The sequence below is a fragment of the Verrucomicrobiales bacterium genome (assembly GCA_016793885.1).
Lineage (GTDB): Bacteria > Verrucomicrobiota > Verrucomicrobiia > Limisphaerales > UBA11320 > UBA11320.
In genome coordinates this window covers 98,969-112,685 of record JAEUHE010000236.1, presented here as the reverse complement: position 1 = coordinate 112,685, position 13,717 = coordinate 98,969, and the positions used below count along the sequence as shown (strand labels likewise).

General features: G+C 59.5%; 12 protein-coding genes. 2 read left to right on the top strand and 10 right to left on the bottom strand.

What is annotated here, in order from left to right:
* Positions 1-28 precede the first annotated feature (28 nt).
* Together der and JNN07_26070 are read left to right on the top strand one after the other, a co-directional pair.
* Positions 29-1,708: a ribosome biogenesis GTPase Der gene (gene der / locus JNN07_26075; GenBank protein ID MBL9171227.1), complete on the top strand. Its 1,680-nt coding sequence runs from the start codon at positions 29-31 to the stop codon at positions 1,706-1,708.
* Positions 1,709-2,099: 391 nt separating this feature from the next.
* Positions 2,100-2,855: a response regulator gene (locus tag JNN07_26070; protein ID MBL9171226.1), complete on the top strand. Its 756-nt coding sequence runs from the start codon at positions 2,100-2,102 to the stop codon at positions 2,853-2,855.
* A 41-nt stretch (positions 2,856-2,896) separates the two neighbouring features.
* Here JNN07_26070 and JNN07_26065 read toward each other — a convergent pair whose 3' ends face one another.
* The 10 genes from JNN07_26065 to hisJ all read right to left on the bottom strand — a co-directional run bounded on the left by JNN07_26065 (position 2,897) and on the right by hisJ (position 13,699).
* The gene (locus tag JNN07_26065) at positions 2,897-4,348 is read right to left on the bottom strand and encodes a HAMP domain-containing histidine kinase (protein MBL9171225.1); all 1,452 of its coding nucleotides are present in this window, start codon (positions 4,346-4,348) and stop codon (positions 2,897-2,899) included.
* Positions 4,349-5,560: a hypothetical protein gene (locus tag JNN07_26060; GenBank protein ID MBL9171224.1), complete on the bottom strand. Its 1,212-nt coding sequence runs from the start codon at positions 5,558-5,560 to the stop codon at positions 4,349-4,351.
* Positions 5,561-5,573: 13 nt separating this feature from the next.
* Complete coding sequence (locus JNN07_26055; protein MBL9171223.1) at positions 5,574-6,128, bottom strand: hypothetical protein; 555 nt, start codon at positions 6,126-6,128, stop codon at positions 5,574-5,576.
* A gap of 281 nt (positions 6,129-6,409) precedes the next feature.
* Positions 6,410-7,114, bottom strand: coding sequence for an ABC transporter ATP-binding protein (locus JNN07_26050; GenBank protein MBL9171222.1), 705 nt, complete (start codon positions 7,112-7,114; stop codon positions 6,410-6,412).
* A complete protein-coding gene (locus tag JNN07_26045; GenBank protein MBL9171221.1) occupies positions 7,107-8,384 on the bottom strand; it encodes an ABC transporter permease in 1,278 nt (425 codons plus the stop codon). Before JNN07_26045 ends, JNN07_26050 begins: the two co-directional genes overlap by 8 nt.
* Before the next feature lie 53 nt (positions 8,385-8,437).
* The gene (locus JNN07_26040) at positions 8,438-9,493 is read right to left on the bottom strand and encodes a phosphoribosylformylglycinamidine cyclo-ligase (protein MBL9171220.1); all 1,056 of its coding nucleotides are present in this window, start codon (positions 9,491-9,493) and stop codon (positions 8,438-8,440) included.
* A gap of 467 nt (positions 9,494-9,960) precedes the next feature.
* Positions 9,961-10,263 (bottom strand): hypothetical protein, encoded by a 303-nt coding sequence (locus JNN07_26035; GenBank protein MBL9171219.1) that lies wholly within the window; start codon positions 10,261-10,263, stop codon positions 9,961-9,963.
* Between the two features lie 132 nt (positions 10,264-10,395).
* Positions 10,396-11,103: a YggS family pyridoxal phosphate-dependent enzyme gene (locus JNN07_26030; GenBank protein ID MBL9171218.1), complete on the bottom strand. Its 708-nt coding sequence runs from the start codon at positions 11,101-11,103 to the stop codon at positions 10,396-10,398.
* 74 nt (positions 11,104-11,177) lie between these two features.
* Positions 11,178-12,899 carry a gamma-glutamyltransferase gene (ggt, locus tag JNN07_26025; protein ID MBL9171217.1) on the bottom strand — a complete coding sequence of 574 codons (1,722 nt, stop codon included), beginning with the start codon at positions 12,897-12,899 and terminating at the stop codon, positions 11,178-11,180.
* A complete protein-coding gene (gene hisJ, locus JNN07_26020) occupies positions 12,896-13,699 on the bottom strand; it encodes a histidinol-phosphatase HisJ (GenBank protein ID MBL9171216.1) in 804 nt (267 codons plus the stop codon). The genes ggt and hisJ overlap by 4 nt, the downstream gene beginning before the upstream one ends.
* Positions 13,700-13,717: the final 18 nt, after the last annotated feature.

Genomic DNA, 13,717 nt, shown 5'->3' with positions numbered 1-13,717 from the left:
GAGGACCCAGGTTGCCCATGCTGTGTCCATGTCGGGAATCATAGCTATCGTGGGACGGCCCAATGTGGGCAAATCAGCGCTCTTCAACCGTATTGCCGGGCGGCGGATCGCGATCGTGCATGATCAACCAGGGGTGACCCGCGACCGAATCACCGCCGAACTCGAATGGCAGGGAAACCCCTTCACCCTGATCGATACCGGCGGCATTGGGCTGCTCCGGGGGGAGACCTCGACTGACGTGATCGTCAAAGCCGCGGTGGATCAGGTGGACCTGGCCATCCAGTCCGCACACCTGATCATCATGGTGGTCAACGTGCGGGAGGGCGTGGTCCCGCTCGACGAGGAGGTCGCCCAACGCTTGCGACGTTGTGGCAAGCCCATCTTTGTGGCGGTCAATAAGACCGACGACTCCCGATCCGAAGCCGGCGCCGCGGAATTCTCCTCGCTGGGATTTGATCGTATTTTCGCCGTCAGCGCCATCCATGGCTTGGGCATTCCGGCACTGATGACGGAAGCCCTGAAATTGGTTCCAAAGGCGGAGGCCAGGGCTCCGCACGAACCAGAGGCGGCTCTCGAAGTAATCAAGCTGGCGATCGTTGGCCGGCCAAACGTTGGCAAGTCTTCCATCATCAACGCGCTCACCCGTTCCGAGCGCGTGATCGTTAGCCCCATTCCCGGCACCACCCGCGATTCAGTGGATGTGCCCTTCGAAGTCGACACCGATGGCGTGCGGCAGCGCTATGTGCTGATCGACACGGCCGGGATGCGCAAATCCCGTCGAGTGGACGATACGGTGGAGTTCTTCAGCGTGAAGCGCAGCGAGGATTCGATCGGACGCTGCGACATCGCCGTCATGGTGGTCGACGCCGAGTCCGGCATCCTCGAGCAAGACAAGAAAATTGCTGACAAGATCGTGGAGGAATCCAAAGCCTGCATCGTGGTGGTGAACAAGTGGGACTTGGTCGAAGAATCTGTGCGCAAGGCGCGCGAGGAGGAGATCGGGAGGCGGAATCGAAAGGATCGCAATGAGAAGACCGCCCCAACAGCGATGACGACTCTGGGCGAGTTCGGCGAGTGGGTTCAAAAGCGCCTCTTCTTCCTCGACTATGCCCCAGTCATCTTCACGTCCGCCCATTCTGGATTCAATCTCGAGCGGCTCCTGGAGGCAGTACGTTACGTGGCATCGCAATTGCGCCAGAACATCCCGACAGCCTTGCTTAATCGCACCCTCCAGGACGCGATTCAAAAACGTCAACCCATCAGCAGCACCGGCAATCTGCTCAAGTTCTTTTACGCCACCCAGGTTCGGACGACTCCCCCAACCTTCCTGCTGTTTGTCAATAAGGACGAGCTGTTCTCGCCCCAGTATAAAAAGTATCTTTGCGACATGCTCCGACAGTCCTTCGGCTATGAGGGCTGCCCGATCCTCCTGGTGCCGAAGCCGCGGCCCAAGACCATCGAGTCGATGCGCACCAATAAGCCGATGCACCGGATTGTCTCGCGCCCCAGATCCGCGGCCCGATCGGCCCGCGCTTCGCAGCGAAGCAGCGGGAAAGGCAGAGGCGCCTATGGTCAGCCTAAACCTTTTTCCAGCTCGGTGAAACCAGGCTCACCTCGCCCCACCTCGGGCCGCCCTCCATCGAGCCGTCCCCAAACTCAGAGCAAGGGCACAAAACCTCGGCCCAGCGGAACACGTCGAGGCCGCTAAATCCCTTGTTCATACGGAAGTTGAGCACCCCGATTCATAGCCGGTGGCATCGCTGCGCGATGCTCCGAGTTTTTGACGGGTCAGGGGGTGCCAGCACCCCCGTCTAATGTCTGTGAACCCTGCGGGTTCAAGCCACTGCCGCCCAGGTCAGAAGCTCCCGTATCCTTCCTTCAAGAAACTTTGCTTAAGCAAGTTCGTCGTCTGCCGAAGAGATGACTAGGAACTGCAGAATAGCCGCAGCCGCCTCTTGTAAACATGAGCCAAACTAAGGGATGAAAACTGATCGACCAGGACAGTCGATAACGGCGTCTCTGCCATGGCGAGGGCTCCGCACGACCCAGCCCGCCCGGCCTGGTTCTCGGCGCTCTTTAGAAGAATCACGTACCTGCGCATGGCCATAACGCAACGCGATTCCTACCTGCTGATCCTGGAGGACAACGACATCGTGTCGGGTCATCTTCGACGCTGGTTGAAAACCAACTATCCCGAACAAAAGGTCGTGGTAGCCCGGACCATCGCTGAAGCTCAACTGTTTATCTCCGAGCTGCCGGTGGACTTCTTCATCCTGGATATCATGCTTCCTGATGGGAATGGCATCGATTTTCTGTGCGATCTGCGCATGGTTCAATCGACTGCTCGCGTCATCGTCCAGACTGCCACACCGCTTCCCGAATACCGGGAACGCGCTTCCGGGCTTGGAATCATCCGGTTCATGGAGAAGCCGATCGATCTCAAGGAACTCGATCGGGAGATACAGCTTCACAAGAATCGAACGGACGAAGCCGTCAAGTGCGTTTCGGGGTCGGAACAACCAGCCGGAGTTGGAGTTCAAGCGGTGCTCGAAAGCTTGTCGCTGCTGGACATCGTTCAGCTAAAGTGTCTTTCCCGTTGCAGCTCCGCTTTGGAATTCACCAGGCCGGACGGAGACACCGGACGCATTTTCTTCAAGAACGGGACCATCGTCCACGCCGAAGTATCCGGCAAGGAGGGTGAGGCTGCTTTCGGAACCATTCTCAGCTGGCACCAAGGGAGAGTTCGAGAAATAAAGATTCCAGGGATGAGCCCTCCCGAAACTATTCAAAAGTGCTGGCAGATGCTCCTCCTCGAAGCAAGCCAAGCCATCGACGAAGGTCGCGTCGGCATCTGAGGGCAGGCCACAGCTTGAGGTCAAGCCTCCCTCGGCCGATCTCAGCGAGGCGAAGGATCCGGACTCGTGAGCCGCAGGATGAACCGGCATCCCACCCCAGACTTCTCCTCCAATTCCAAGGAAGCCGCCAAGTGATTGGCCAACTGCTTGCAGATGGCCAACCCAATGCCAGTGCCGCCTTCATGCGTCGAGGCACGCGGATGAAAGAGACGATCCGCCTCCTCCTTTCGAAATCCATCGCCGGAGTCCTGAACGCAGAACTCGCCTCCAGCCTTGGCCCCATCGAACTCCAGAAGCACGCCGGTGTCCGCCGGTGACGCCTGAATGGCGTTCCGTCCCAAGTTGACCAGAATCAGCACCACCAAGTTGGCAATTCGCCCAGGCAGCTCGCAGTCGTTTCGAATCTGAACCGCCAAGGCAACACGCTTGTCACTGGCTTGCGTGGAGAGTCGTTGCACCACCATGTTCGACATCTCGGTTAACGAGAGCGAGTAGTGCAACCCCGACTGCTCCTCCCGCAGCAACGTCACAATCTCCTGGATGGTGGCTTGCATCCGGCGAGCGGCCGAGACGGCGTCCGTCCAGTCCTCGGAGGTCGCAGAACCTGCGCCGTTGCGGACGCAGGACGCGAGGAATCCGTGGAGGCCGCTCAGTGGATTCTTCAGCTCGTGAATCAGGTGCGAGGTGACCGCACCTACAGCCGAGGTCTTGGCACTCATGACCAGCTCACGATTGACTTGAAGAAGATCCCTGGAGCGCTGTTCCAAGAGTCGAGCCGATTTCCGCAGCTGATGGAAGGAGAGACCGATCACCAACCCAAGCAAGCTGCCCCCGACACCGAAGTAAAGAAGGGCCTGCTGGGCAAGGTAGCGATCGAGCCTCTCAAACTCGGCGGCCATGCCGGTGCCATCAATTAGGAATTGCGCCACTCCCAGAAGCTGCGAGCCACCCGGCTCGTGCAACGGAATGTTCACCTCCAACACCGGAGCCCTTTCCTCGGCCGAGGGACGAGTCACGGGCGAGGTGAGCCACATGGCGGAAGGCGGCACGGAGGGATAAAACATGCAGGAAGGACGAAGGGACTGAAGTGTCTCCAGTTGTTCAGGCAGAAGAATATCCTCCTCCACATTAGCTGGAAAAGACTGAACGAAAAGTCCCGAAGCGTCGAAAAGCCGAGCGGCCAGAACGCCGCGGAGACGCGATGTCCGCAAGATGAGGGTGAGCTGGTTGGCCGGATCGGCGATGGAGGCAAACTCGGCGTCGTCCAGGTCGGAGTCGTACTGGGGCAGCAAGGTCACAGCGTGTAGGACCGTGCCGTCCCGAGTCAGAATCTGTTCCCGGATCCGAGCTCGGAGCTGATGTCGAACCAGGGCTATCGATCCCCCCAGGATTGCCAGAGCGCTCAGAATGACGAGCGCAGGCAGCCAGGGGGAGGTCCTCCAGGCCGAGGGTGCCGCACCTAGATCCGGAACTGTTGAGTCTGTTGCAGTCATTCAAAAATCCAACGCCACGCCGCCTTGGATCGTGTTGGCACCGTACGCCTCCAACTGGTCATTGGCCACCGCGCCGTCCCAATTATACTCCAACATCAGCTTGACTAGCCTGCCCAGCCTCCGCTCCACGCGAAGCCCCAAGACCAGATCCGAGCGCCGACGGCTCTCCTCCCCACCCGTCACGAGCCGCTGTCGGGGAAATTCGTAGTGCGCGACCCCCGCCTCCATCCGAACGCTCCAGTGAGATGCCTGATACTCCAACTGCTCGGTGAGGGCGGCTCTCCAGTAGCTGAAGTAGCCAGACCCATTGTCAAAAGAGGCCAAGCCGCTCAGCTTGGTGGTCGTCCGCCACCGACGTCGTTGATCCCAGTAGTGACGCAGCGCCCAGGAGACATCGTGGCGGAGGTAACGAAGCTCGGTCTCCAGCTGTTCTCGACCGGACAAGTCGACGACCCCTCGACGATCATACCGCCGCAGCCTGAGGGAATAATCGGCGTGCCAGTCCGACTTGTGTCCATAGGGATGATGGTAGCCCAGCGCTCCACCGAACTCGCTGTAGGCATCGAATCCCCCGGAGAGCCAGGTTCTGGAAGCCAACGGGTTGAACTGCAGCCAATCGCCCGAGTCCCACTTCCGACGAAGTCCAGTTAGTCCGCCCACCGAGCCGCCTCTGAGTTGAGCCCCGAGCGGCACTGACTCGACATAGGTCAGGTCCACCGCCACATCAAAGTAACTGAGATCCAAGTCCGTCACCCAAGCCCAAGCTGCTCCCAAATCGTGAAGGTATCGAGCCCGACTGAAGGCCCAGTCCTCATGGTCGACGCGCCGATCGGACCAGTATCTGCGATCCACGGCATTCACAACCCACTGAAACTCCCGTCCATCGTCGATCGGACGGCGCCAGAGCGTGAAATCCCCTGTGATCGAGACGAAACCGCTGGGCTCGCGATCGGCGTGGGAGAGGAGCAGGTTGTCCTTGAAGCCTGCCCCGACGCCCACGGTGTAAAAAGGGTTCCAAACCGGGAGGAGCAAGGAGAAATCCGGGGAGGCATTCGTTGGAGACCGGGGATCCGATCGAAGAACGGCCGGGAACGAGATCAGCAGTGACCAGAGAAGCAGGCGGAGAATACTCTTCGAGAGCTGGAAGCAACCGGCCACATCCTGGGCGGCAGGAGCACGATTCCAGGTGGGGCTGAGCAGGGCTGGCGACATCCGGACCAAGGGCCTATTTCAGCCGCCGGTCGGGCTTGGTGTCCAGCGCGGGTTTGTTACCCTTCAGGGCTTCGAACTGTGGGAGTTCCGTCTTGAGGTCGGCGATGCGACTGCGGGCTTCGCGGCGGAACTGCAGGGATTGCTCCAGCCACTGTTCGCGGAGCCCCTTGAGCTGATCGCGCACCGCCTTCCGCTGATCCTCGCCCGCCCCCTTCAACTGCTGCGTGAGCTCCTTCTGGCGCTTGAGGTAGGCGTCCCGAGCAGATTCAAACTTGAGCAGTTGCGCTCGAATCTCCGCCGATACGGGCTGTTGCTCGCCTCGGCTGGGGCGAACAGCGCTGGGAATCAAGGAGTCTCCGGGCTGCAGCACCGAGCCGTTCTGAAACTCAACGACTCGGCCAGCCCCGGCCGTTATGGGTGCCACAACCACCCCAGCACCACCCGCCGGGGTTTCCGTAGGTTTGTCCTGGGCCCACAGCACGGTAGCCGAGAAACACCCCAGGAGCGCCAGCCAGGCGCCCCTCAACATCGAGGAGTTTCGGCTAAACGCTTGAGTTCGAGGTTTCATGGGCGAGGCCGCGGACATTCTGTCTTTGTTAGCCGCAACCTAACACCTTCTTACGCAGTTGTCATGCCAGGAGTTTTGCCTAGGGGGGTATGTCAAAAAGTCGCCCAATCAGGCCCACAATCAGAGATAGATTGCTCTCCTCCAAGCTCGCTCTGGGTGAATACTCCCAAGCGACTACCAACCGCGAAACCGGGTGGGAATTATCCCCCAGGCTAACCAGCGCAACCACGTGCCAGAGTAAGTAGGGCCGGGAAGGACCGATCTGATCTGATCTGATCAGGTCAACTGAGGGGCGGCTCGGACGAACCGTCGATCCGCCCGTCCGCCAGCTGATACACGCGCGGAGCTCGGCGGGCAATCGCTGCGTCGTGGGTGGCCATGATCAGCGTGCTGCGCTGCTCCGACTGGAGCTGGACCAGCAGGTCGATGATCCCCTGCCCGGTTTGGGAGTCCAGATTCCCGGTCGGCTCATCCGCTAGCAACAGCACCGGCTGGTTGATGAGCGCACGAGCGATCGCCACCCGCTGCTGCTCGCCGCCGGAGAGCTCGTAGGGTCGATGCTCCATGCGTTCAGCGAGCCCCACACGCCGAAGGAGTTCCCGGCCACGCTCCTCCACGCCGGCGGGCAGCCGCCGTCCGATTCTGGCGGGCAGGCATACATTCTCCAAGGCATCCAACTCGGGCAGCAGATGATAGGCCTGAAAGACAAACCCCACCTGCTGGTTTCGAATGCGTGCCAGGTCCGCCGCCGAGGCGGCGGCCAGCTCGCGTCCATCCAATTGGATGCTTCCTTGATCGGCAGTGTCCAAGGCGCCCAGCAGATGAAGCAGCGTGCTTTTGCCGGCCCCCGAGGAGCCACGCAAGGCCACGAAGTCGCCGTGGAAGGCCTCCAGGCTGATCCCACGCAAGACCTGGATCTCCCGCTTGCCCATCCGATAGGACTTCACAAGGTCGCGCGCGCGGATTACCGGCTGGCGATCACTCATGACGCAACGCCTCCACCGGTTTAAGACGCCCCGCGCTCCAGGCAGGAATAGCCCCCGCCAAGGTGCAGATGATCAAAGAGCCGCCACAAATCATCACCAGGTCACTCATGACCAGTTCCGACGGCAAATCGTAAAGTTTGTAGATCGAAGCCGTCAGGAGATTCCGTCCGGCTAGCTCGCTCAAGAATTCGAGAAACTCGTTGCGGTAGCGAAGCGTGAGCAGGCCCAAAACCAGGCCGGTGGATACCCCAATCACTCCCACCACGATGCCCTGGCTCAGGAAAATCCACACCACTTGGCTGCGCGTGGCCCCGAGGGCCTTCAGCACCCCCACTTCGCGGGTCTTCTGAACGACAAAGGTAATCAGCGAACTCGTGATGCCAAAGGCGGCGACTAGCACAATAAAGAACAGGAGGAAGAAGATCATGTTCTTCTCCAGAACCAAGGTGCTGAACAGCTCAGAATACCGTTCCATCCAGGTCACCACTCGAAAGTCGGGTCCGAAGGTGGACTGCAGATACTCCTTCACAGCGGGGGCTTGGAAAGGATCGTGAAGCACCACATTGATTCCATGCACCGAGTTGCCCAATTCATAAAAGTCCTGGGCTGTCTCTAACGAGGTGACGACAAACATCGCGTTGAAGTCCGCGAAGCCCACATTGAAAATCCCGCGAACGGTGAGCTCCTCGGGGGTGATCACCTCGTCTTTTTTTTCCCGCGCAATGCGCTCCAGCCGATCGATGTTGGCCGGTGAATAGACCGAGAAACGATCGCCCACTTTGAGATGGAGGTTGGCCGCCAAATCCTGTCCGAGCAAGGCCCCGCGGCCTTCCACATCGTAGGCCCCCTCCACGATGTGACTGGGAACAAGACTCACTTGGGGCTCCAACCCAGGATGCACCCCGCGCAGGACCGGCGTATCGTTGAGTGTTTCACCCGAAGGCAACGTCACACGAGCCAGGACCTTGCCGATCACCGACGGCGCTGCGGCTTTTACCTGGGGCACGTTAGTGACCAAGGACAGCAGCATCGGCCACTCCGTCATGGTGTCGATGCTGCGGGACTTCATGATCTCCATGTGGGCATTAAACCCCAGGATCTTGTTCCTCCATTCCCGATCGAAACCGCTCATGACGGCGATCACCACGATCAGCACCGCCACCCCCAACATCACTCCCAAAATGGAGATCAGGGTTATTATGGAAACCGAGGTGCGCTTGGGCCGCAGGTAACGCAGCGCCAAAAACAACTCGAAGGGGAGTCGAGACATAAAGCCAACGTCAGCCCAGCCCGCTCAGGTTCGCCTGTGGCTTCATGGAAAAGTCACTCCACTCGGGCTAGACCGGATCCCTTGACCACTTCTCCCACGATCCAGGCACGGTGTTTGCCTGCTTTGATCGCGCGCAGAACGGCATCCGCCTGATCGGCAGGCACCACTACCGTCATTCCGATCCCCATGTTAAAGACCTGATACAGCTCAGCCTCCGGCACCCGGCCACGCTCCAAAATGAGCTGGAATATGGGCAGCATTTCCCAAGACCCTCGGCGAATAACCACATCGCAGGTTTTTGGCAGCACGCGAGGGATGTTATCCACGAAGCCCCCTCCGGTGATATGCGCCAGCCCGCGGATGATGTTACCCTTCCCCGGACGATTGAAGCGCTTGACGAGAGTCTGAACCAAAGGGCCGTAGGAGACATGCACCTTGAGCAGCTCGTCCCCGAGGGTGCCCTTGAATTCAGGCACACGGGTCGTCGGCTTCATCTTCAGAGTTTCAAAGAAAATCTTGCGCGCCAGCGAATAGCCATTCGTGTGCAGCCCACTCGCCTCGATCCCGATCACGACATCCCCACGCTTGATCTGCTTGGCTCCATCCAACATGCGAGACTTTTCCACCACCCCGACGATCGTCCCGCTGAGGTCGTACTCGCCGGCCTGGTAGAATCCGGGCATTTGAGCCGTCTCCCCTCCCACCAGGGCACAGTTGTTTTCCGAACAGGCCTTGGCGAACCCCTTGAGGATCTCCTTGAAGACATGGGGCTCCAGCTTCCCAGTGCCCAGATAGTCCAGGAAGAACAAGGGCTCGGCGCCCAGGACCGCGATGTCGTTGACGCAATGGTTGACCAGGTCCTGCCCAATGGTGTCGTGGCGATCCATGGCAAACGCCAGTTTGAGCTTGGTCCCTACCCCATCGACGCTCGAGACCAGCACCGGCTGGCGATACTTCTTTACGTCGAGTGCAAAGAGGCCTCCGAATCCCCCCACTTTACCCAGGACCTCACGTCGGTGAGTCGAGGCAAGTAGTTGGGGGAGAGTCGCCTTAACACGATTCCCTAAATCAATATCAACACCAGCGGCTGCGTAAGCTTTTTGCTTCATGGAAATATCTACTGCGAACGGCCGGCGAAGTATTGGAAGCCGCCCCCCGACTGTCGAGAAGAATTGGGAGAGCGGGAGGTGGGTCTCCCGCTGGGGGAGAGGTCGATAAATTCGGGACGAGGCTCGATCCCGTGTACGGAGTTCCCACTTCAGTGGGGGCGGCGTGCGTTCAGCGGTTAAGGCAGGAACTCGCAACCCATGCCCGTAAGCCAACAAAACTGGCCAGAACCTGAGTTTCTGCCCGCGGAACACACAGAACACACGGATGAGACCCAAGCCGACTGACAGCCTGGTCAGAACAAACTCGCCTCACCGGAATCCGGGTCCCATCCGTGTGATCCGCGTGATCCGTGGGCCAATTCACCTGGTTCCCGCTTCTCGGTTCAGGGGCAGTTGCGATCCACTCTCGCTGCCCGATCCGCTTGAAAGCGGAACTCCATACAAAGGAGGGTGGAGACGAGCGCGAACTAGTCCTCACCCTTCCCTACCTTAGCCAAAGAGCGCTTCTGATAGGGGGAATGCAGATTGAAATAGATACCACAGAGGGGGCGCTCGTTCTCGGTCTGACTCAGGATGATGGTCACCTGCTTGTCGAGCGCGATTCCATGTCGCAGTGTCGGTCCCCGGTTGTCGTAGGCCTTGATCGCCTTCTCCATCAGTGAATACAGCGAGGCTTCACACTCGTCAGGGGTTTTGTTGAGACAGACGATGAACTTGTCGTAGGCCTTGAGGGCTTCATCGATTTCAGATTTGAAAAGTTCCGCGGTCACGGCAGTCAATCTCGGGTCTGTTCTCAGTCAGTTTTTGAGTTTCTAGGGAGGCGTTGTTGCGAACCCCAGTTGCACAAAGAATGGATCGACGTTTTCATCAGGCGCTTGAGTTCGATCTTGCAGCAAAGAGTCTCAGTCCACCTCGACCCGCGCTTGAGCATAGCTCCGCTCCCCAAACAAGGCCGTCCCCACGCGAACCAGGGTCGACCCCTCCTCGATGGCGATCTCAAAGTCATTGCTCATGCCCATGCTCAAGGTCGGCAAGGGTGCTCCCAATACCTGCTCACAACGTTCCTTGACCTCACGCAGCTTGCGAAAAGCAGGCCGCACCCGCTCCGGAGTAGGCGTCCAGGGAGCGATCGCCATCAAACCGTAAATCTCCAGGCGAGGGAAGGCATTGATGGCGGCAATCTCGGCCACCGCCGCGCCGGGAGTGTAACCAAACTTGGTGGATTCCCCCGCCACATTCACCTCGAGCAAAATCTTAACTGTCTTCGCAGATCGATCCGCAGCCTTTTGAATCTCTTCGGCCAGCCGCAAGCTATCCACGCTTTGAATCATCCCAAAGAGATGAACCGCATCGCGAACCTTGTTGGTCTGCAGGTGCCCAATCATGTGCCATCGCGCCGCGCCTGGACTCAGGGGAATCTTGATCTTCGCCTCCTGGATCTTGCTCTCGCCAAAATCCAGCTGCCCGCATCGAACGGCTTCGGCAATGCTTTCCGCTGGATGGCCCTTGCTGACCGCCAGCAAGGTCACGGACGACTCCTCACGCCCCGCCCGAAGGCAGGCCGCAGCTATCTTTTGCCGAATGGAATGGAGCTTATCCGCGAAATCCATGGGCCAAGGATAGGCCAAGGTTCCCAGATGACAAGCCCTCCGACACCGGCAGTTCGCCCATGACCATGGCCGGCTCACCAAACCTCAGCTCGACCTTCCACCCGAGGATCATGCTCCGCTGTAAATCCCATCTCTCCGAGCCCGATGGCTTGGCAAGCGCCCAGCGAATCGACCAGCTGAACCACATGTCCCATGGCTTTTAGTTGTTCGACCACTGCCGGACCGGCACCGCGCTCCAACTGCAAGCGGTCCGGGCTCCACTGATGGTGGAAACGAACGGCCTTGAGCGAATCCTGGACTGGGAGGCCGAAATCAATGACCCCCAAAATGGCCAGCACGGCTTGACTGATGATCGTAGGACCGCCGGCCGCCCCCACGGAAAGAATCGGCTGACCGTTCTTCATAACGAGTGTTGGACTCATGCTCGAAAGCGGGCGCTTCCGGGCCGCAACCGCATTGGCCTCGCCTCCAACCAACCCAAAGAAATTCTTTTCCCCCGGAGCGGCCACGAAGTCATCCATCTGGTTGTTGAGGAATATCCCCGTCCCCGGGACGACGAGCTTGGCGCCAAAGGAGGTGTTGATGGTCGCGGTTAAGGCCACCCAATTTCCTTCTGCATCCGCAGTCGCAAGATGCGTGGTGTGCCGGCTAAACAGGTTGTCCGATGCCCGAGGAGGCGTGCCATGCCCCTCCACGACAGTCGTCCGATCCATCCGGACCCGACGAGCCAGAGCGGCAGCATATCCCTTGTCAATCAACCCCCGAGGCACCTTGGCGAAGTCCGGGTCTCCCAGCCAAAATGCGCGATCGGCAAAGGCCAATTTCATCGCTTCAGCGACCGCATGAATCCACTCCGCTGACTCGCGGGGTTTGCCCCGCAGATCCAGGTGCTCGAGGATGTTCAGAATCTGGCCGACATGAACGCCACCGGAGCTCGGCGGCGGAAAACCAACAATCTCATATCCGCGATAGGTGGTCCGCAGGGGTTCTCTCGACTTCAGGCGATAGCCTGCCAAGTCCTGGGCGGTCAGAATCCCCCCGTGCTCCGCCATCCAGACGTCAACCCGACGTGCATAGTCTCCGCGATAAAACCAGCGAGATCCCTGGCTGCCGATCTGCCGGTAGCTGTGGGCGAGATCAGGCTGACGAAGCCACTCCAGCGCCTGGATCGGCTCCCCCGAAGAACGAAGCAAAATGTCACGGCTTCCCGGATCCGCCTGAATATCGCCCAGAACATCGCGCAGACGGAGGGCATAAGATCGCTGAACCGTAAAGCCCTTCTCGGCCACCTCGGCCGCGGCTTCTAGGTGCTTGGAGAAAGGAAGTCGGCCATACTGGCGAACCGCTCGATCATACACCGCCAACGCCCCAGGCACTCCTACCGCCAAGGGGCCGGTCTGACTGAGCTGAGGGACTGCTTTGCCATCCTTGAGAAACAAGTCTCGATGAGCACGCTGAGGAGCGGTCTCCCGGCCGTCCAGAGCCACCACCCGGCCTCGGGCAGTCCGAAGCAGCAGAAAGCACCCACCGCCAATACCCGAGTTATGCCCGTCCACCACACCCAGAGTGAGCGCTGCCGCCACCGCGCCATCCACCGCATTCCCCCCTTCCCTCATGATCCGCTGGGCCACCGCCGTGGCCACCGGATGAACCGTGGCAATCGCGCCAACGCGGGCTCCCGCCCCACCGGACTGGTCGGCGCTGGCTGCGTCGGCCGAACCCTGGAACACCAGCAGCAGCGCGACCGTCAGAGCGAAACACCCAACTCCACCAGCGTGTGAGCGAGAAGGTTTCATTCCAGGGGAATAAACTCTCGCTGACGACGAGTGAACCGGCAGGTTTGTCGATATCCCGCTCCCAAGGCTAAGTCGCGAGCCCGATTAAAGTCCGCCCCCACCTCCGTAGGCGCGTGGGCGTCGGATCCGAACGTGATCGGAACTCCGGCCTCCGCCGCCAGCTTCACAAACGCAGGGCTGGGATAGATCTCTTGGCAATCCTTGCGCAAACCAGCGGTGTTAAGCTCGATGGCGATGTCGTGCCGTTTCACCGCTTCGAGAAAGCTTCGAAACAAAGGGGTGCAATCCTGGGTTGGCCGGAAACAGAACTTCTTGGGTAAGTCGGCATGCCCAATGATTTCAAACAGACCGGATTTGGCGGCCATCGTGAGTCGCTCAAAATACAGCGACCAAACCTCCCACGGATCTCGCTTCTTCCACTCGTGAAGCTTCTTGGGATTATCGATGTCCCACGAGTCGGACACATAGTGAACAGAGCCAATGAAGTAGTCCCAGGGATAGCGGTTCGCCAACTGCCTGATCCAGTCCTCATGCCCGGGTAGGTAGTCAACTTCCAGCCCAATCTTGATCTTCAGTTGAGGGAACTCCTTCTGGGCACGTTCCACGCTCAGCAGGTAGCGATCAAAATCGCGTTCGAGCAGCCGCCAGTCGTCAAAATCATCCCTGGGCATGGGACTGTGCTCAGAAAACCCAATCTCGCTCAGGCCGACGGAGAGCGCATGTTTCGCGAGCTCCACCGGTTCGCCAACGGCATGGTGGCAAAGCGGTGTATGCATGTGATAGTCAGCTGGCCAATTCATAACGGGCATACTGTGCCG